The sequence below is a fragment of the Streptomyces sp. NPDC033216 genome, from assembly GCF_055577115.1.
The window spans coordinates 113,815-132,283 of record NZ_JBVIQK010000010.1 but is presented as its reverse complement, the minus strand read 5'-3'; the positions used below and the strand labels follow the sequence as shown (position 1 = coordinate 132,283).

Sequence of the window (18,469 nt, the reverse complement as noted above, 5' to 3'; positions counted from 1 at the left end):
TAGATGAGGCCCCGCACCTTCGATGCAAAGGTGCGGGGCCTCTTCGTTGTCTCAGGCCAGCAACTCCCGGATCACCGGCACCAGCCCCCGGAACGCCTTCCCCCGGTGGCTGATCGCGTTCTTCTCCGCCGGCGTCAGTTCCGCGCAGGTGCGGGTTTCGCCGTCGGGCTGGAGGATCGGGTCGTAGCCGAAGCCGTTCGTGCCGGTCGGGGTGTGGCGGAGGGTGCCCCTCAGCTGGCCCTCGACGACCCGTTCCGTGCCGTCGGGGAGGGCCAGGGCCGCCGCGCAGGCGAAGTGGGCGCCTCGGTGTTCGTCGGCGATGTCGGAGAGCTGGGCGAGGAGCAGTTCCAGGTTGGCCCGGTCGTCGCCGTGCTTGCCGGACCAGCGGGCCGAGAGGATGCCGGGGGCGCCGTTGAGGACGTCGACGCAGAGGCCGGAGTCGTCGGCGATCGCGGGGTGGCCGGTGGCCTGGGCGAGGGCGTGGGCCTTGAGGAGGGCGTTCTCGGCGAAGGTGACGCCGGTTTCCCTGACGTCGGGGATGTCGGGGTAGGCGTCCGCGCCGACGAGGTCGTGGGGCAGGCCTGCGTCGGCGAGGATCGCCCGGAGTTCGGTGATCTTTCCGGCGTTGCGGGTGGCGAGGATCAGGCGGGTCATGCGCCCAGTATCCCGACTCCGCGTGAGGGTTCTACGGCGTGCAGACCTTGGTCAGTTCGCCCGCCGCGTCGGTGACGGGGCTGAGGTCGGGGGTGTTGTCGCCCTTCTCGACGGCGGTGCGGACGTTGGTGACGGCCTCGCGGAGGTCGTCGACCGCCTTGTTGACGTCGGCGTCGTCCGACTTGTCACCTATCTTGTCGAGGTTCTTCTCGATGGAGGTGAGGGACTCCTGGGTCTGCGTCGGGTCGTTGGCGGCGTTCCCCACGGCCTGCTGGAGGTCGGTGACGCTGTCGGCGATGGAATCGGCGGTCTGGACGCAGTCGAGTGCCTTGTTCACGGCGTCGCAACCGGTGGTGGTCAGTCCCACGGTGAGTGCGACGGCCGCGGTGGTGGCGGCGATGGTGATACGGCGGCGTCGGTGACGGCTCGCGATCTCGGACATGTCTGTGTTCCTCCCCTTGTGCAGGCCCCGGGAGGCCCCCGTGGTGTTCGGCCGTGGTGCGGGCCGCGTGTGCGGCCGTGCGCGCCGGCCTTGGGTACGGCCGTGGCGACGGCCGTACGGGCGGCCGTCGTGCGGGCCGCCGTGGGTACGGCCGTGCGCGGGCCGCCGTACTGCGCAAGACGCCGGGGCGGACGGCGGGGTTGCCCGCGCGTCCGGTCCTCTTTGGCGTGCTCTTTACTTTTGCAGGACGGTATCAAGTGCCGTGCGCTGAAGCGCGGCCAGTTCGGTGCAGCCTGAAACGGCGAGGTCGAGCAGGGAGTTGAGTTCGTCGCGGGCGAACGGCTCGGCCTCGGCGGTGCCCTGGACCTCGACGAAGCGGCCGTCGCCGGTGCAGACGACGTTCATGTCGGTCTCGGCGCGGACGTCTTCCTCGTAGCAGAGGTCGAGGAGGGGGATGCCGCCGACGATGCCGACGGAGACGGCGGAGACGGTGCCGGTGAGGGGCTGGCGGCCGGCCTTGATCAGCTTGCGTCCCTGGGCCCAGGTGATGGCGTCGGCGAGGGCGACGTAGGCGCCGGTGACGGCCGCGGTGCGGGTGCCGCCGTCGGCCTGGAGGACGTCGCAGTCGAGGACGATGGTGTTCTCGCCGAGTGCCTTGTAGTCGATGACGGCGCGCAGGGAGCGGCCGATGAGGCGGGAGATCTCGTGGGTGCGGCCGCCGATCCTGCCGCGCACGGATTCGCGGTCGCCGCGGGTGTTGGTGGCGCGGGGGAGCATGGAGTACTCCGCGGTGACCCAGCCTTCGCCGCTGCCTTTGCGCCAGCGGGGGACGCCTTCGGTCACGGAGGCGGTGCAGAAGACCTTGGTGTCGCCGAAGGAGACGAGGACGGAGCCTTCGGCGTGCTTGCTCCAGCCGCGTTCGATGGTGACGGGGCGGAGCTGTTCGGGGGTGCGGCCGTCGATGCGAGACATGGCGTCGAGCCTAGCGGCAGGTGGGGTAGGGGCCCCTCCCGCGGGTGCGGTGGGGCCCCTACGGGGTGAGCGGTGGGGCTCACATCATGTCTTCGATCTCCGCGGCGATGGGGTCGGCGTCGGTGCCGATGACGACCTGGATGGCGGTGCCCATCTTGACGACGCCGTGGGCGCCGGCGGCCTTCAGGGCGGCTTCGTCGACCTTGTTGGCGTCGATGACCTCGGTGCGCAGGCGGGTGATGCAGCCTTCGACTTCTTCGATGTTGTCGATGCCGCCGAGCCCGGCGACGATCTTCTCAGCCTTGCTGGCCATGTCCTTCTCCCTGACGTCCCTGAATTGCCTGATGCGACCTGGTCCGGACCGCTTGGTCGCAGTAACCCACAGTTGGCCCATCTTTGCGAGCGATCGTGCCGGATGTATCGAAGGATGACGTCACAGCAACGAAATGGTCCGTAGCTGGTCTACACCACCTGACAGGCGGTCGCCAAACCATGAGTGCCGAGAGCGCCGACACGACGGTCGGTCCCGCGCGGGCGCGGTGGAACAGTCTGTTCCAGGGCGCGCAGAAGATGGGGCGCAGTCTTCAGTTGCCGATCGCGGTGCTGCCGGCCGCGGGCATCCTCAACAGGCTAGGCCAGCCGGATGTGTTCGGGGCCGACGGGCTGGGGTGGACGGACGTCTCGAAGGTGATGATGGGCGCGGGTGGCGCCCTGCTGGACGGTCAGCTGGGTCTGCCCCTGCTGTTCTGTGTGGGCGTGGCCATCGGGATGGCGAAGAAGTCCGACGGCTCGACCGCGTTGGCGGCGGTGGCGGGTTTCCTCGTGTACTACAACGTGCTGCGGCAGTTCCCGGAGGACTGCCCTCCGGGGTCGAAGGTCGTGCCGGGCGTCGGCTGTCAGGCTACGGACAACACGGTGGGGGCTTTCACCTACCAGAACCCGGGTGTCTTCGGCGGGATCGTGATCGGTCTGCTGGCGGCCTACTTCTGGCAGCGTTTTCACCGTACGAAGCTGGTGGACTGGCTGGGTTTCTTCAACGGGCGCCGACTGGTGCCGATCATCATGGCGTTCGTGGCCATCGCTTTCGCGGCGTTGTGCCTGTGGGTCTGGCCGCCGATCGGTGACGCGCTGGAGAACTTCAGTGACTGGCTGGACGGGCTGGACGCCTGGGGTGCGGGGATCTTCGGGGTGGCGAACCGGGCGTTGCTGGTGATCGGTCTGCATCAGTTCCTGAACGTGCCCATCTGGTTCCAGTTCGGCTCGTACACCAAGCCGGACGGGTCGGTGGTGCACGGTGACATCAACATGTTCCTGGCGGGCGACCCGGACGCGGGTCAGTTCACCTCGGGCTTCTTCCCGATCATGATGTTCGCGCTGCCGGCGGCGGCTCTGGCGATCACGCACTGCGCGCGGCCGGGCCGCCGCAAGGAGGTCGGGGGTCTGATGCTGTCGGTGGCGCTGACGTCGTTCGTGACGGGCATCACGGAGCCGATCGAGTACTCGTTCCTGTTCGTGGCGCCGCTGCTGTACGCGGTCCACGCGGTGCTGACGGGTGTGTCGATGGCGGTGACGTGGGGGCTGGGGGTGCACGACGGTTTCAGCTTCTCGGCGGGTCTCATCGACTACGTCATCAACTGGAATCTGGCGACCAGGCCCTGGGCGATGATCCCGATCGGGCTGGGCTTCGCCGTCGTCTATTACGTGATCTTCCGCTTCGCGATCACGCGGTTCGATCTGAAGACGCCGGGGCGGGAGCCGGAGGAGGAGCGGGAGGACGCCACCAAGGCCTGAAGCGCCTTGCGGGGCCTGGGGTTTGGGCCTTCGGACCGTGGGTCCGGGGGCGCTTCGTCATGCCCGGTGAGGATGGCTCGGGCGGGTGCGTTGCGTAGCGCTCCGGTCGCAGTTTTGACGGGTTCCTTATATCGCCTTCATCGTGCTAGAACAGGTCTACACCACTGAGTGGTGTAGACCACCACCCGATGGAGGAAGTCTATGAGCACCGCCACCTCGCCAACGGCGGCCCCCACGAAGAAGTGGGGATCAGGCCTGTTCCAGGGCCTTCAGAAGGTCGGCCGCAGCCTACAGCTGCCCATCGCCGTGCTGCCCGCGGCGGGGCTCCTGCTGCGACTCGGCCAGGCGGACGTGCAGGAGAAGCTGCACCTCCCTGCCGACGTCGCCAAGGTGTTCGCCGGTGCCGGCGGCGCCATCCTCGACAGCTCCTTCGGGCTGCCCCTGCTGTTCTGCATAGGCGTGGCCATCGGGTTCGCGAAGAAGGCCGACGGCTCGACGGCCCTCGCCGCCGTGGTCAGCTTCCTCACCTACTACGCGGTGATCCACCAGTTCCCGATCGAGGACGGTCACGAGGGCGCCACCTACACGGCGACCGGGCTCGGCGGCGGCTTCTGGCAGAAGGGCAACGAGGCCGCGCAGACCGCGAGCTTCCAGAACCCGGGTGTCCTCGGTGGCATCGTCCTCGGTCTGCTGACGGCGGTGCTGTGGCAGCGCTACCACCGCAAGCAGCTCGTCGACTGGCTCGGCTTCTTCAACGGCCGACGGCTCGTGCCGATCATCATGGCCGCCGTCGGCACCCTCCTCGGGGTCCTGGTCGTGGTCGGCTGGCAGCCCATCGGTGACGTCATCACCGACTTCGGCGAGTGGATGACCGGTCTCGGCTCCTTCGGCGCGGCTCTCTTCGGCCTGATCAACCGCGCCCTCATCCCGATCGGCATGCACCAGTTCGTCAACTCGGTGGCATGGTTCCAGATCGGCGACTTCACCAACTCCGCCGGCACCGTCTTCCACGGTGACCTGCCGCGCTTCTTCGCCGGTGACCCGGACGCCGGCCTCTTCATGACCGGTTTCTTCCCGATCATGATGTTCGGCCTGCCGGCCGCCGCGCTCGCCATCGCCCACACGGCCCGTCCCGAGCGCCGCAAGGCCGTGACGGGCATGATGATGTCGCTGGCGCTGACCTCGTTCGTCACCGGTGTCACCGAGCCGATCGAGTTCTCGTTCATGTTCATCGCGCCGCTGCTGTACGCGATCCACGCCGTGCTGACCGCGATCTCCATGGCGGTCACCTGGGCGCTGGGCATTCACATGGGCTTCAGCTTCTCGGCCGGTCTGACCGACGTCCTCATCAACTGGGGCATCTCCACCAAGCCCTGGCTGATGATCCCCGTCGGCCTGGCCTTCGGCGCGATCTACTACGTCGTCTTCCGCTTCGCCATCACCAAGTTCAACCTCACCACCCCCGGCCGCGAGCCCGAGGAGGAGGTCGAGGACCTCACGAAGGCGTGAGCCTCACCTGACGTACGCGAAGGCCCCCGGAGCCCTGAACCGCTCCGGGGGCCTCCGTCGTGCTCCCTCGTGCCTCTTCGCGTGGCGAGGACCTCAGATCTCGTACGACGCCCCCGGCGCCGCCACTTCCGTCGGCCCGTCGAACGCCGCGCGGGCGTCCGCGAGGTTGATCTGCGGGTCGGTCCACGGGGGGATGTGGGTGAGGACGAGGCGCCGGGCGTCTGCCCGGGCCGCCGTCTCACCCGCCTCGCGGCCGTTGAGGTGCAGGTCGGGGATGTTTTCCTTGCCGTACGTGAACGCGGCCTCGCACAGGAACAGGTCGCTGTCGCGGGCGAGTTCGTCCAGGGCCGGGCTGACCCCGGTGTCGCCGGAGTAGGTGAGCGTGCGCCCGTCGTGCTCGACGCGGATGCCGTACGCCTCCACCGGGTGGGCCACGCGTTCCGTGTGGACCGTGAACGGGCCGATGTCGAAGGTGGAGGGCTTGACGGTGTGGAAGTCGAAGACCTCGCTCATCGAGGAGGCCGAGGGGGTGTCGGCGTAGGCCGTGGTGAGGCGGTGTTCGGTGCCCTCGGGCCCGTAGACCGGGATGGGGGCGCAGCGGCCGCCGTCGTGGCGGTAGTAGCGGGCCACGAAGTACGCGCACATGTCGATGCAGTGGTCGGCGTGCAGATGACTCAGGAAGATCGCGTCGAGGTCGTAGAGACCGCAGTGGCGCTGCAGCTCGCCCAGGGCGCCATTGCCCATATCGAGAAGCAGCCGGAAGCCGTCGGCCTCGACGAGGTAGCTCGAGCAGGCCGATTCCGCGGACGGGAACGACCCCGAGCAGCCGACGACGGTGAGCTTCATAGAGCAGAAACCTCCGCTGGCGGGAAACCGGGAAGTACCGGGGAAGATCGGAAAACGGACGGTCGTGAAAAGGGGGCGACAGGGGTCGTGCGGTCCGTCGAGCGTAAGGCGCGAAACCTCAGGTCGCTCCTCCGCCAGGGGCCGTTGTGGGGGAACTCACCTGTGCTGTCACCGGTTCGGCTGGACCCGGAGCGCGGTGGCGCGCGGGAGGGGCGCACACGGGAGAACGCGCCCCCGGTACCGTCGTGCGCATGGACAGCTTCTGGTGGCCGGCTCTCGCGGCGGTGGTGCTTCTCGCGCTCGTCGCCACGCTCGTCGACGGCTGGGGACGCGGTCGGCGTCCGGCTGGGCGCAGGTCCCGGCCACCGGGGCGGCCGGAGCGGTCGCGCGGGCGCGCTGCGGGGCGGCCGCGGCCGGCGGAGATCTGGTGGGCGAACGTGCCGTTCGAGGACGGGCCGGGCGCGAAGGACCGGCCGTGCCTGGTGCTGATGGTGCGGGGCGACCGGGTGACCGTCGCGAAGATCACCAGCAAGTACCACGACGAGCGTGCCGGGGTGATCCCGTTGCCGCCGGGCGCGGTCGGGGACGCGCGGGGGCGGGCGAGCTTCCTGGAGACGGACGAGCTGCGCCAGGTCCCGTTGGGCGACTTCCGGCGCCGGGTGGGCGCGGTGGAACCGGCCCTGTGGGACCAGGTCCGTCATCTGGCGGACTAGGGCGTCTCCGACCATGCGCGTCGGATCGGTGCGCGGCGTCCGGTGCGGTGCGCCGCAGGGCGGAGGATCGCGCGCGTACGGGATGTCCTCGGGTGATCGGACAACGCGGGAAAGTGCCGTGCCAGGTGTCGCGCAAGCGGCGGGGATCGCCGGACACGCCCTCGGGGGCTCGCGTCCGGACATGATCCGGACGCAAGGCCCCGGCTGACGATCCGGCGTGTCACGCCCAGAGCTGGCCCTGGAGCGTCTCGATGGCCTCTTCGGTGGTGGCGGCCGTGTAGACGCCGGTGGAGAGGTACTTCCAGCCGCCGTCGGCGACGACGAAGACGATGTCGGCGCTCTCGCCCGCGGTGAGCGCCTTCTTGCCGACGCCGATCGCGGCGTGCAGGGCGGCGCCCGTGGAGACGCCGGCGAAGATGCCCTCCCGCTGGAGAAGCTCACGGGTGCGGGTGACGGCGTCGGCGGAGCCGACGGAGAAGCGGGTGGTGAGGACGGAGGCGTCGTACAGCTCGGGGACGAAGCCCTCGTCGAGGTTGCGCAGGCCGTAGACGAGGTCGTCGTAGCGCGGCTCGGCGGCGACGATCTTGACGTCGGGCTTGTGTTCGCGCAGGTAGCGGCCGACCCCCATGAGGGTGCCGGTGGTGCCGAGTCCGGCGACGAAGTGGGTGACGGACGGGAGGTCGGCGAGGATCTCCGGACCGGTCGTGGCGTAGTGGGCGCCCGCGTTGTCCGGGTTGCCGTACTGGTAGAGCATCACCCAGTCGGGGTGCTCGGCGGACAGTTCCTTGGCGACGCGTACGGCGGTGTTGGAGCCGCCCGCGGCGGGGCTGGGGATGATCTCGGCGCCCCACATGCGGAGCAGCTCGCGGCGTTCCCGCGAGGTGTTCTCCGGCATGACGCAGACCATGCGGTAGCCCTTGAGCTTGGCCGCCATGGCCAGGGAGATGCCGGTGTTGCCGCTGGTGGGTTCGAGGATCGTGCAGCCGGGGGTGAGCCGGCCGTCCTTCTCGGCCTGCTCGATCATGTGCAGGGCGGGGCGGTCCTTGACCGAGCCGGTGGGGTTGCGGTCCTCCAGCTTGGCCCAGATGCGGACGTCGGCGGACGGCGAGAGCCGCGGCAGGCGCACCAGAGGGGTGTTGCCCACCGCGGCGAGGGGGGAGTCGTAGCGCATCGGGATCGGCTCAGGCCATGCCGCCGGCCACGGCCGGCAGGATCGTCACGGTGTCGCCGTCGGCCAGCTTGGTGTTGATGCCGTCGACGAATCGGACGTCCTCGTCGTTCAGGTACACGTTGACGAAGCGGCGCAGCTGGCCGTTGTCCACGATGCGGGCCTGGATGCCGGTGTGGCGGGTCTCGAGGTCGGCGAACAGGTCGGCGAGGGTGCCACCGCTGCCCTCCACCGCCTTGTTGCCGTCGGTGTACTGGCGGAGGATGGTGGGGATGCGGACCTCGATGGCCATGGCTCAGGGCTCCTGTCGGAAGGTGTGGGCAGCGCGGATACATGCGTGTGAGGGCGCCGCGGCGCACGGCCGGACGGCGGCGGGGCCGGCGTCAACAGATGGCGCTGGCGAGCCTGCACAGGTCGACGTGCAGCCGCGCCACGAGCAGTGCGCCCGGCGTCTTCTCGCTCACGTCGTGGAAAACCATGGGCTCATCGTATCGATTCCCCGTCCGGCCCCTGGAGTGTGATCCCACATGATGGAAGCTTTCCGACCGGATGTCGGGATCAGTAGGAGTCCACGACCTTGACCTCCTCCTCCGTGACCTGGCCGTCCACGATCCGGTACGAGCGGAACTGGAAGGGGCCGGCGTCGTCGGTGTCGGCGGTGGAGACGAGGACGTAGTGGGCGCCGGGCTCGTTGGCGTAGGAGAGGTCGGTGCGGGAGGGGTAGGCCTCGGTGGCGGTGTGGGAGTGGTAGATGACCACCGGCTCCTCGTCGCGGTCGTCCATCTCGCGGTAGAGCTTGAGCAGGTCCTGCGAGTCGAACTCGTAGAAGGTGGGCGAGCGGGCCGCGTTGAGCATGGGGATGAACCGTTCGGGGCGGTCCGTGCCGGCGGGGCCCGCGACCACGCCGCACGCCTCGTCGGGGTGGTCCTCGCGCGCGTGGGCGACGATCTGGTCGAACAGGGCCTGGGTGATGGTCAGCATGGTCGCCAGGATAAGCAGAGGGCCGCGCCGTACCGAGGGGCGGTACGGCGCGGCCCATATGCCGGACGTCCTGAGCGGCAAGCCGCAGGGAGCGCCACGAGTGCTCCCTGCGGCTGGACGTCCTCGGTGGTCAGCCCACCTTCTCCGGTTCGGGCCGGGGGCGCTGGGTGATCTGGGGATTGCGGGTCTTCAGTACCGCCCAGCCGACGCCGAGGGCGGCGGCCCAGCCGGCCATCACGTAGAGGCAGACACGGGAGTCGGCGTCGTAGGCGATGAGGCCGGTGACGAAGAGGAGGAAGGCGATGGCGACGTAGCTGCACTTGGCGCCGCCGGGTGCCGGGAAGGACGAGGCGGGCAGGCGGCCCGCGTCGACCGCGCGGCGGTACAGGACGTGGCTGATCAGGATCATCAGCCAGGTCCAGATGCCGGCCGCGGTGGCGACGGAGGTGACGTAGCCGAAGGCCTTCTCGGGGACGACGTAGTTGAGGACCACGCCGATACCCATGAAGGCGACGGAGACGGCGATGCCGAGGGCGGGCGTCTTGGTGGAGGACAGCTTCCGGAAGACGGCCGGGGCCTCGCCGCTGTCGGCCAGGTTCCGCAGCATGCGGCCGGTGGAGTACATGCCGGAGTTGCAGGAGGACAGGGCGGCGGTCAGCACGACGAAGTTGACGATGGCGGCGCCGGCCGGGATGCCGATCTTGGCGAAGGCGGCGACGAAGGGGCTCACGCCGGGCGCGAACTCCGTCCACTTGACGACACAGAGGATGACGGTGAGCGCGCCGACGTAGAACAGCGCGATACGCCACGGGAGGGTGTTGATGGCCTTCGGGAGGGTCTTCTCGGGGTCCTCCGACTCGCCCGCGGTGACGCCGACCAGCTCGACGGCGAGGTAGGCGAACATGACGCCCTGGAGGGTCATGAGGGAGGAGCCGACGCCCTTGGGGAAGAAGCCGTCGAAGGCCCACAGGTTGGAGACGGCGGCGGTGTCGCCGGCGGAGCTGAAGCCGAAGGTGAGGACGCCGAGGCCGATGACGATCATGCCGATGAGCGCGGTGACCTTGACCATCGAGAACCAGAACTCCAGCTCACCGAAGAGCTTCACGGAGATCAGGTTGACCCCGAAGAGGATCACGAGGAAGACCAGCGCCGTCACCCACTGGGGGACCGCCGGGAACCAGTAGTTGACGTAGATCGCGGCGGCCGTCAGTTCCGCCATGCCGGTGACGACCCACATCAGCCAGTACGTCCAGCCGGTGAAGTAGCCGAAGAACGGGCCGAGGAACTCGCGGGAGTACTCCGCGAAGGACCCGGAGACCGGGCGGTAGAGGAGCAGCTCGCCGAGCGCCCGCATGATGAAGAAGATGATCACGCCCGCGAGGGCGTACATGAGGATGAGGCTGGGACCGGCCTTGGCGATGTTCGCCCCGGCTCCCAGGAACAGGCCGACGCCGATGGCGCCGCCGATCGCGATCATCTGGACCTGGCGGCTGCCGAGTCCGCGCTCGTAACCCTCTCCCGGCTCCTCTGGGGCCTTTTCCGTGTCGACCTGAGCGGAGGTCATGTGTGGTGCGCCTTTCTCCATGCCGAACCGGGCCTTCGTCGGCCACGGATCGGGTCTCGATCCCCCCGGATTGATGGAGCGTTGTGCCTGGTCGGCGATCCGCCGGCTCGGTGGCGCACCCGGCGAACATACGGGTGGTGTTCGCCGGGCGGTCGTGAAGATTTATCACGGCCGCCACAGTGATCGCGCGGTCGGCGTGTGGCGCACTCCACAAGGAGAAGCGGCCAAACTGGACACAAAAGGGACACAGTCGGCCGCATCGGTGACGCGATCGTTATCCGGATTTGAGCGTCCTCTGAGCGAACACGGGACCGTCACACATCACGTCATAACGGCGGGTTCTCAGCGCATGAGGGTGGTCACGAGCGTCTCCTGGAGGCCTCCGAGCCACAGGTAGGCCATCACCATCGGCTTGCGCGGGTCCTCGTCCGGCAGCCGGTAGAGGAGGTCGGTGTCGTCCTCGTCGGTGATGTCGAGCCGGGAGCCGATCGCCAGGCGCAGGTCGTTGAGCGTGCGAAGCCACTGCTGGGACTCCTCGGGCGACAGCTCGAGCACCGCCACGTCGTCGCCCTCGGCGACGAGTGCGTCCAGGGAACGCACGACGGCGAGGGCGTTCTCGCGCTTGCCGGCCCTGAGGTCGTTCTCGGTGAAGCGTCGGAACTCGGCGGAGCGCGAGCGCCGCTCCTGCGCCTCGCGAGGCCCGGGGGTGGCCTCGGGGTCGATGTAGGCGTCGGGGAAGAGACGCTTGAGGACCGGGTCGGAGGGCGGCTCGCTCGGGCCCTCGGCGAACAGCTCGGCGAGCGGGTCGGCTGAGGCGTCCTCCGCGGGACCGGGGCCGATCAGCTCGAGGAGCTGGACGGCCAGCGACCGGATGATGGAGATCTCGACGTCGTCGAGGGCGACGGCCGCGCCGCCGCCGGGGATCGGTTCGAAGTGTCCTGGCATCGGTGAGGTGACTACTTCCGGTCCTGCTGGAGGGTGGCCCACAGTCCGTATCCGTGCATCGCCTGCACGTCGCGTTCCATCTCCTCGCGGCTTCCGCTGGAGACGACCGCCCGGCCCTTGTGGTGGACGTCGAGCATGAGCTTGGTGGCCTTGTCCTTGGAGTAGCCGAAGTACGTCTGGAAGACGTACGTCACGTAGCTCATGAGGTTGACCGGGTCGTTGTGGACGATCGTGACCCAGGGGACGTCCGGCTCGGGTACGGCGAAGACCTCCTGCGCCGACTCGGTGCGTTCGATCTCTAGGGGAGCGGGTGACGTCACACTGACCATGCTGCCATGCACCGAGGAAATCGTCACACCGACGAAAAGGGAGTACGATCCTGCCATGAACACAGCGGATCTCGGGCTGCCGGTGGACGTTCCCTCGACGGCGCTCTTCACGGACCAGTACGAGCTGACGATGTTGCAGGCCGCGCTGAAAGCGGGCACCGCCGAGCGGCACAGCGTCTTCGAGGTCTTCACCCGGCGGCTGCCTGAGGGCCGGCGCTACGGCGTGGTGGCCGGCACCGGACGCGTCCTGGACGCCGTCGAGAACTTCCGCTTCGACGCGGGCGTCCTCGGCTTCCTGCGCGAGCGGCGGATCGTCGACGAGGCGACCCTGGAATGGCTCGCCTCCTACCGCTTCTCGGGTGACGTCTGGGGCTACCCGGAGGGCGAGGTGTACTTCCCCGGCTCGCCGATCCTGCGGGTGGAGGGCTCGTTCGCCGAATGCGTGCTGCTGGAGACCGTGATCCTGTCCATCCTCAACCACGACTCGGCGATCGCGGCCGCCGCCTCGCGGATGTCCTCGGCGGCCGGGCAGCGCCCGCTGATCGAGATGGGCGCCCGCCGCACCCACGAACTGGCCGCGGTGGCCGCGTCCCGCGCCGCGTACGTCGGCGGCTTCGCCACCACCTCCGACCTGGCCGCCGGTTTCCGCTACGGCATTCCCACGGTGGGCACCAGCGCGCACGCCTTCACGCTCCTGCACGACAGCGAGCGCGACGCCTTCCGCGCCCAGGTGGAGTCCCTGGGCCGGGGCACCACCCTGCTCGTGGACACCTACGACGTCACCGAGGCGGTCCGCACGGCCGTGGAGGTCGCCGGACCCGAGCTGGGCGCCGTCCGCATCGACTCCGGTGACCTGCTGCTCGTCGCGCACCGGGTGCGCCAGCAGCTGGACGAGCTGGGCGCGACGGACACGCGGATCATCGTGACCTCGGACCTCGACGAGTACGCCATCGCCTCACTGGCCGCGGCACCGGTGGACGCGTACGGCGTCGGCACCCAGCTGGTGACCGGCTCCGGACATCCGACGGCCTCCATGGTCTACAAGCTGGTCGCCCGCGCCGAGTCCGACGACCCGAAGGCACCGCTGGTGCCGGTGGCGAAGAAGTCGTCCGGCGGAAAGACGTCGATCGGCGGCCGCAAGTGGGCCGCGCGCAGGCCGGACGCGGACGGGGTGGCCGAGGCGGAGGTCGTCGGCACCGGCCAGGTCCCGGCCGAGCTGGCGGACCACCAGCTGCTGGTCGAGCTGATCAAGGGCGGCGAGGTCGTCGCCCGCGAGCCGCTGGACGTGGTCCGTGACCGGCACACGGTCGCCCGAGCCAAGCTGCCGTTGTCCGCTACGCAGCTCTCGCGAGGGGAACCCGTCATTCCGACGGAGTACGTCCCTGGCCGCTCGGGTAGCTAGAGGCCAATGCCGGCGGGTGGGGGCGGTGTCGCCCCCACCCTCACCGGCCCCGAAGTCTCCAGGCTCGATCACCCCACCCTCAGTCGAAGGACACCCACCATGCGCCGCGCCTTGATCGTCGTAGACGTGCAGAACGACTTCTGCGAGGGGGGCAGCCTCGCGGTGTCCGGCGGCGCCGATGTGGCCGCCGCGATCACCGAGCTGATCGGGCAGGCCCCGGCCGGATACCGCCATGTGGTGGCCACCCGCGATCACCACATCGCCCCCGGCGGCCACTTCGCCGACAATCCTAACTACGTGCACTCCTGGCCCGCGCACTGCGTCGCCGGCACCGAGGGCGTGGGCTTCCACCCGAACTTCGCCCCGGCGGTCGCCTCCGGAGCCGTCGACGCGGTCTTCGACAAGGGCGCCTACGCCGCCGCGTACAGCGGCTTCGAGGGCGCCGACGAGAACGGCGTCACGCTGGCCGACTGGCTGCGCGCCCGCGGCATCGACGAGGTGGACGTGGTCGGCATCGCCACCGACCACTGCGTCCGGGCCACGGCGCTGGACTCGGCCCGCGAGGGCTTCCGCACCCAGGTCCTGCTCGACCTGACCGCCGGCGTCGCCGCACAGACCACCGAGCGGGCGCTCGAGGAGTTGCGCGGGGCGGGCGTGGAGCTGTCGGGCAAGCCGGTCGTGCAGTGACCCGGCCGCAGCGGTAGGCGCGCGGCCCGTACGCTTCCCGGCCTGCTCCTACGTCCCGGTGGCCGCCGGGCGGCGGAGCAGGGAGCGGATCGGGCGCCACAGTTCCGGGACGCCGACCAGGCCCGTGACAGCGTTGTCGGGGGCCGTTCGCCATATCAGGCCGTCGGGATGGTGCAGGACCGCGGTGATCTCGTCCGGGCTGGGCGGAGCCGCGTTGCCCCGCAGGTAGACGGCGCGCAGGCCCAGGTTGCGGAGCCTGGTCAGGGCTCGGGCGCGGTTCTGGGCGAGGACGAGGACGCGTACGGCGGCGGCGCCTTCGGCGGCGGGGCTGGGCAGGTTCAGCGCCACCACCACCGAGCCGTTCGGCAATGTGCAGAAACCTCCTGCGGCCATGCGGTCACACCCCCGTGCGTGTCGGCGTCGGAACGGTCATCCGTGGGTCTGTCAATAAGAAGGGCACAGGAGGCACCTAAACACGATCGGCGGCAACCCGCCAGAGGGTTGCCGCCGATACGCTTCTGACCAGGAGGAACGTCGGCTACTTGGCCGACGGACCCACCTTCACGGTGACCGTCGAGCCACTCAGGGGCTCGCTGACGATCTTGATCGAGGTGTTGGTGTCAGTGATCTTGACGCCGGCCAGCGGGTTCGACGCGTCGTAGTAGGACGACTTGCCGTCGTCGAAGACCGGGACGCCCGGACGGGCCTTGATCTTCGTGGCGACGTCGGCCTTGTGCAGCGTGATCGCGTCGGTCGGGTACCAGCTGAAGGTGGAGTCGAAGGCCTGGACGCGGTTGCGCATCAGGGTGCCGTCGGACCACTTCAGCGGGGCCGGGTGCGAGTCGATCGGGAGGATCAGGCCCTCGCCGGGGTGCTGGCTGGTGTTGTCGTCGGCCTGGGAGGTGTCCCACTTCCAGATCAACAGGCCGTTCTGGTACGGGTAGTGCTCCACCCAGTCCGGACGGGTCGTCGAGAAGCCGTAGTTGTACGGGCCGACCTTGAGGACCTTGTCGTACGAGACGTACTGACGGTTCTCGGCGATGTAGTACTGCGCGTAGTCGTCCGTGATGGCCGCGCCGATGCGGGTGAAGCCGTTGGCCGTCCACGCGGCGTCCGCGCTCTCCGCGTTGTCGGAGAACAGGACCGCGCCGTCCGCGGTCACCGTGATCTGGTCGGCCGCGAAGCCCTTCTGGGCCACACCGCCGTCGGTGGCGTAGCGGAAGCGGACGTCGACCTTCTGGCCCGCGTAGGCGTCCAGCGAGTACGTCAGCTTCTGGTAGGCGTCGACCGTGCCGGTGAGGGCGGGCTTGCCGCTGCCGTCGCGCGGGATGGCCGTGCCGTCGGCCAGCCTGCCGTCGATCGGCGTCCAGTTGGAGCCGTCCGTGGCCACCTCGGTGTAGAGGTGGTCGTAGCCGGTCTCGATGTCCCACCAGCCGTCCAGCGACAGCGCCGCCGTCGACCTGCCGGTCAGGTCGACCGAGCGGGTCAGGGTGTTGCGCAGGTCGTCACCGCTGCCGCTCCACCACTGGGTGGCGCCCTGGGCCGGCACGACGACGTCGGTGGTGACCCTCTTGTCGGGCAGCGCGACGATGAGGGCCTGCGGGTTCTTGGTGTTGTACTCCGCCAGACCCAGCGTGTGCCTGGACTTCACACCCGCCTTGGCGACCTCGTAGTCGAGCCAGCCGAGCTGGAGCTTGTCCCAGGCGTTCATGTCGCCGGGCAGGTCACCGATGGAGTCCTTGCCGGTGCCGAGCCAGGAACCGGAGGACATCAGCGTCCAGAAGCCGGTGGAGTTCTCGCCGCCCGCCGTGTCGTACTCGTCGGGCAGGCCGAGGTCGTGGCCGTACTCGTGGGCGAAGACGCCGAGGCCGCCGTTCTCCGGCTGGATGGTGTAGTCGCCGACCCAGATGCCGGTGTCGCCGATCTGGGCGCCGCCGAGCTTGTTGGTGTCCGGGCCGGTGGAACCGGCGTCGGTGCCGAAGGCGTACCAGCGGTGGGCCCAGATGGCGTCCTCGCCCTGGGCGCCGCCGCCCGCGGACTCGTCCTCGCCGGCGTGCACGATCTGGAAGTGGTCGATGTAGCCGTCGGACTCGTTGAAGTCGCCGTCGGCGTCGTAGTCGTAGCGGTCCCACTGGTCGAACTCGGCCAGCTCCGCCTTGATCTCGGCGGCCGTGTCACCGGCGGCCTCGCGCTCGGCGACCCAGGCGTTGACGCCGTCCTGCACGGCGTACCAGGCACCGGTGGTGGCGTCGTTGGAGCCGTAACGGGCCTCGTTGTAGGGGACCTTGACCCAGTCGGTCACTTCGCCCTCGACCGAGTAGCGTCCCGAGGACTGCTTCTCGTAGTACTTCTTCAGCGACTCAGTCTTCTTGCCGGTGCCGAAGTACAGGTCCTGGAAGTGCTGCTGGTCGTAGTCCGCCTGCCAGGCGGTGCTGTTGTCCTTGGTGCGGTCCGGCGCCGCTATCTGGTTGTGCAGCGGGCCGGGGGTGCCGCCGTAGCGGCTGTCTATCTGGTCGCCGAACTCGACGAGGATCGTGAAGATCTTGTCGGTCTTCTCGCGGCCGAGTTCGACGTACTTGCTCGCGCCCCTGCGGCTGTCGAGCTGGACGACCTTGGAGCCGTCCCGGTTCTTGACCGTGGCTTCGCCGGATATGACCTGCTCGAGGGCTTCCTCGCGCTGGGCTTCCTGCGTCTTGCTGAGCGGCCCGTCGAAGTCGTGCTCGCGGGCCTTGGCCGGCTGCGGGTCGTGCCGGTCCACCGCCGTGGTGCCGGCCGGCGCACCGTCGGCCGCCTGCGCCACGGCGAACGCCGAGAACGTCGCCGAGGCCGCCGCAAGGGCGACGACCGTGGCGGCCGTCCTGAACGTCCAGGATCTACTGGTCACTTGATTTCCTCCCCTAACGCGTGCCGTGTGCGCGGAAGGGGGATCCATGTCAAGGGAAGTCCGCGCGCGGTTATACGCGTGTAGTCAAGTGCCGTCATTTGACTACTGCTTCACCAGAAAAGACAGACCTTGACTTGGACAGGTCAACGCATTATTGGGAGCCGGAGTTCGTATTGCGGACACGTGACCGTAACGTGACCGGGGCGCGCGGCCCCGTCCAGCGAGTGGACGCCATGACTCTGTGCGCCCCCTGCGCACCGGCACCGTGTGTCAGCTCACGCTTACCGCTCGTTCCCGTCGGGCATGCAGCCGAATAGAGTCGAGACCGCCCCCGCTTCCGAGGACACGATTGCCATGCCTCGTCCGACTGCCGCACAGCTCACGTACGGTTCCTGCACCGTCATCCTCTCGACGCTAGCCATGCTGCTGCTGTCACGGACGAGTTCGGTCTCGCTCGTCGCGGTCATCGCCGTCACCGCGCTCGCCCTCGGCGTGCTCGTCGCGCTGACCCTCCCGGCACCCCGGCGTCAGGCCACCGTCACCGTGGCGCGCTCCACCGGGAACGAGCCCGTACCCGCCTCGGTCGCCAGGGCACCCGAGCCGGTCCGGGAGCCGTCGGCACGCTGAAGGCCATGCCGAGAGGGACCGCGCCCGTGCCGAAGGAGCGGTCCCTCTCGCCGTACCGGCATGCCGTCAGCCGGTGCTGACCACGACCGTCTTGGCGGCCTTGTCGTGCAGCCCCTGCTTGTACGGCTTGTCGAAGTAGCTCCAGCCACCGCAGACGGCCGTCCACAGACAGGCGCAGCAGAACGCGAACGGCACCCACAGGACGAGGGCGCGCACCAGCGAGGTCTGCGCGGAGGGCGTGGAGCCGTTGTCGAGATTGGCCACGCGCAGGCCCAGCCACTTCTTGCCCAGCGTCCGGCCGGACTTGGCGGTCATGACGGTGTCGTAGGCGATGTACAGAACGGCGGCCACGAGGGACTGGGCGAGGGACTTGCCGACCTCGAGGCCGTCGCCGTCCACGTCGTACTCGCTGACCCCGAAGGCCCACGTCAGCAGCCACACGACGACGGTCACCAGAATCATGTCGATGATCCGCGCCAGCGTGCGCCTGCCGCTGTCGGCGAGCGGGGGCATCCCGGAGAGCGGGTCGGCGGGATACCCCCCGTAGGGGTCACCCCCGTAGGGCCCGCCCCCGCCGGCACCGCCGTACGGCGGCTGCTGCCCACCTCCGTACGGCGGGGGCTGCTGCCCGCCCGCACCGCCGTAAGGCCTGTCGTACGGCGAACCCTGCGGGCCCTGCCCCTGACCGTACGGCGGCTGCTGCGGGGGCTGCTTCCTGAACGGATCGTCCTCCGGCGGCTCGCCGCCGGAGCCGGGGGGCGGTTCGGTCGTCATGGGCCGAGTCGACCGCGAACCGCCCGCCCTCGCATCCGGCGCGCGGCCGTCCGGGGTACCAGATGCCGTGGCCGGCCGGCCGCGGAGGGCCTACCAGGGCGCGTGTCTCGTCAGTCCCGTCCGCCCGCGGGTCGGACGGCACTGCGCCCCAGGGCGTGTCTGACGATTTCCGCCGGGTGCG

At 69.4% G+C, this 18,469-nt stretch carries 21 protein-coding genes; 6 read left to right on the top strand and 15 right to left on the bottom strand.

Annotation, left to right across the window (positions count from 1 at the left end; translation table 11 throughout):
* Window positions 1-51: 51 nt before the first annotated feature.
* The 4 genes from rdgB to ACZ5Y0_RS20125 form a co-directional block, all read right to left on the bottom strand.
* Entirely contained in the window at window positions 52-654 is a 603-nt protein-coding gene (gene rdgB / locus ACZ5Y0_RS20140) for an RdgB/HAM1 family non-canonical purine NTP pyrophosphatase (RefSeq protein ID WP_469130033.1), read from the bottom strand.
* A gap of 31 nt (window positions 655-685) precedes the next feature.
* Complete coding sequence (locus ACZ5Y0_RS20135; RefSeq protein WP_469130032.1) at window positions 686-1,096, bottom strand: hypothetical protein; 411 nt, start codon at window positions 1,094-1,096, stop codon at window positions 686-688.
* Between the two features lie 234 nt (window positions 1,097-1,330).
* The gene (rph, locus tag ACZ5Y0_RS20130) at window positions 1,331-2,068 is read right to left on the bottom strand and encodes a ribonuclease PH (protein WP_469130031.1); all 738 of its coding nucleotides are present in this window, start codon (window positions 2,066-2,068) and stop codon (window positions 1,331-1,333) included.
* A gap of 79 nt (window positions 2,069-2,147) precedes the next feature.
* On the bottom strand, window positions 2,148-2,381 hold the full coding sequence (locus tag ACZ5Y0_RS20125; RefSeq protein WP_469130030.1) for a PTS sugar transporter subunit IIB: 234 nt from the start codon (window positions 2,379-2,381) through the stop codon (window positions 2,148-2,150).
* Between the two features lie 179 nt (window positions 2,382-2,560).
* Between ACZ5Y0_RS20125 and ACZ5Y0_RS20120 the strand changes: the two genes are divergently transcribed.
* The gene (locus ACZ5Y0_RS20120) at window positions 2,561-3,859 is read left to right on the top strand and encodes a PTS transporter subunit EIIC (protein ID WP_469130029.1); all 1,299 of its coding nucleotides are present in this window, start codon (window positions 2,561-2,563) and stop codon (window positions 3,857-3,859) included.
* 201 nt (window positions 3,860-4,060) lie between these two features.
* Window positions 4,061-5,368 carry a PTS transporter subunit EIIC gene (locus ACZ5Y0_RS20115; RefSeq protein WP_469130028.1) on the top strand — a complete coding sequence of 436 codons (1,308 nt, stop codon included), beginning with the start codon at window positions 4,061-4,063 and terminating at the stop codon, window positions 5,366-5,368.
* Between the two features lie 93 nt (window positions 5,369-5,461).
* Here ACZ5Y0_RS20115 and ACZ5Y0_RS20110 read toward each other — a convergent pair whose 3' ends face one another.
* Window positions 5,462-6,214: an MBL fold metallo-hydrolase gene (locus ACZ5Y0_RS20110; protein WP_469130027.1), complete on the bottom strand. Its 753-nt coding sequence runs from the start codon at window positions 6,212-6,214 to the stop codon at window positions 5,462-5,464.
* Window positions 6,215-6,465: 251 nt separating this feature from the next.
* Between ACZ5Y0_RS20110 and ACZ5Y0_RS20105 the strand changes: the two genes are divergently transcribed.
* Complete coding sequence (locus ACZ5Y0_RS20105) at window positions 6,466-6,927, top strand: type II toxin-antitoxin system PemK/MazF family toxin (protein ID WP_469130026.1); 462 nt, start codon at window positions 6,466-6,468, stop codon at window positions 6,925-6,927.
* 220 nt (window positions 6,928-7,147) lie between these two features.
* Here the strand turns inward: ACZ5Y0_RS20105 and ACZ5Y0_RS20100 are convergent, their stop codons facing one another.
* From ACZ5Y0_RS20100 to clpS, 7 genes are all read right to left on the bottom strand, one after another.
* Window positions 7,148-8,098 (bottom strand): PLP-dependent cysteine synthase family protein, encoded by a 951-nt coding sequence (locus tag ACZ5Y0_RS20100; RefSeq protein WP_469130025.1) that lies wholly within the window; start codon window positions 8,096-8,098, stop codon window positions 7,148-7,150.
* A 10-nt stretch (window positions 8,099-8,108) separates the two neighbouring features.
* Window positions 8,109-8,387, bottom strand: a complete 279-nt coding sequence (locus ACZ5Y0_RS20095) for a MoaD/ThiS family protein (RefSeq protein ID WP_469130024.1) — start codon at window positions 8,385-8,387, stop codon at window positions 8,109-8,111.
* A 91-nt stretch (window positions 8,388-8,478) separates the two neighbouring features.
* Entirely contained in the window at window positions 8,479-8,574 is a 96-nt protein-coding gene (locus ACZ5Y0_RS20090; protein WP_309504872.1) for a putative leader peptide, read from the bottom strand.
* 79 nt (window positions 8,575-8,653) lie between these two features.
* Window positions 8,654-9,076 (bottom strand): M67 family metallopeptidase, encoded by a 423-nt coding sequence (locus ACZ5Y0_RS20085; RefSeq protein ID WP_469130023.1) that lies wholly within the window; start codon window positions 9,074-9,076, stop codon window positions 8,654-8,656.
* A 130-nt stretch (window positions 9,077-9,206) separates the two neighbouring features.
* Window positions 9,207-10,640, bottom strand: a complete 1,434-nt coding sequence (locus ACZ5Y0_RS20080; protein WP_469130022.1) for an amino acid permease — start codon at window positions 10,638-10,640, stop codon at window positions 9,207-9,209.
* Window positions 10,641-10,982: 342 nt separating this feature from the next.
* Complete coding sequence (locus ACZ5Y0_RS20075) at window positions 10,983-11,585, bottom strand: DUF2017 domain-containing protein (RefSeq protein WP_469130021.1); 603 nt, start codon at window positions 11,583-11,585, stop codon at window positions 10,983-10,985.
* Window positions 11,586-11,596: 11 nt separating this feature from the next.
* Window positions 11,597-11,914: an ATP-dependent Clp protease adapter ClpS gene (clpS, locus tag ACZ5Y0_RS20070; RefSeq protein WP_469130151.1), complete on the bottom strand. Its 318-nt coding sequence runs from the start codon at window positions 11,912-11,914 to the stop codon at window positions 11,597-11,599.
* A 55-nt stretch (window positions 11,915-11,969) separates the two neighbouring features.
* Between clpS and ACZ5Y0_RS20065 the strand changes: the two genes are divergently transcribed.
* Both ACZ5Y0_RS20065 and ACZ5Y0_RS20060 read left to right on the top strand, forming a co-directional pair.
* Complete coding sequence (locus tag ACZ5Y0_RS20065; RefSeq protein ID WP_469130020.1) at window positions 11,970-13,316, top strand: nicotinate phosphoribosyltransferase; 1,347 nt, start codon at window positions 11,970-11,972, stop codon at window positions 13,314-13,316.
* 99 nt (window positions 13,317-13,415) lie between these two features.
* Complete coding sequence (locus ACZ5Y0_RS20060) at window positions 13,416-14,003, top strand: nicotinamidase (protein WP_469130019.1); 588 nt, start codon at window positions 13,416-13,418, stop codon at window positions 14,001-14,003.
* Between the two features lie 48 nt (window positions 14,004-14,051).
* Here ACZ5Y0_RS20060 and ACZ5Y0_RS20055 read toward each other — a convergent pair whose 3' ends face one another.
* Both ACZ5Y0_RS20055 and ACZ5Y0_RS20050 read right to left on the bottom strand, forming a co-directional pair.
* Window positions 14,052-14,396: a hypothetical protein gene (locus ACZ5Y0_RS20055; RefSeq protein WP_469130018.1), complete on the bottom strand. Its 345-nt coding sequence runs from the start codon at window positions 14,394-14,396 to the stop codon at window positions 14,052-14,054.
* A 145-nt stretch (window positions 14,397-14,541) separates the two neighbouring features.
* A complete protein-coding gene (locus tag ACZ5Y0_RS20050) occupies window positions 14,542-16,887 on the bottom strand; it encodes an immune inhibitor A domain-containing protein (protein WP_469130017.1) in 2,346 nt (781 codons plus the stop codon).
* Window positions 16,888-17,241: 354 nt separating this feature from the next.
* On the opposite strand from ACZ5Y0_RS20050, the gene ACZ5Y0_RS20045 reads away from it, so the two are divergent.
* Window positions 17,242-17,514: a hypothetical protein gene (locus ACZ5Y0_RS20045; protein WP_469130016.1), complete on the top strand. Its 273-nt coding sequence runs from the start codon at window positions 17,242-17,244 to the stop codon at window positions 17,512-17,514.
* Between the two features lie 66 nt (window positions 17,515-17,580).
* On the opposite strand, the gene ACZ5Y0_RS20040 is transcribed toward ACZ5Y0_RS20045, so the two are convergent.
* Complete coding sequence (locus tag ACZ5Y0_RS20040; protein WP_469130015.1) at window positions 17,581-18,288, bottom strand: RDD family protein; 708 nt, start codon at window positions 18,286-18,288, stop codon at window positions 17,581-17,583.
* Window positions 18,289-18,469: the final 181 nt, after the last annotated feature.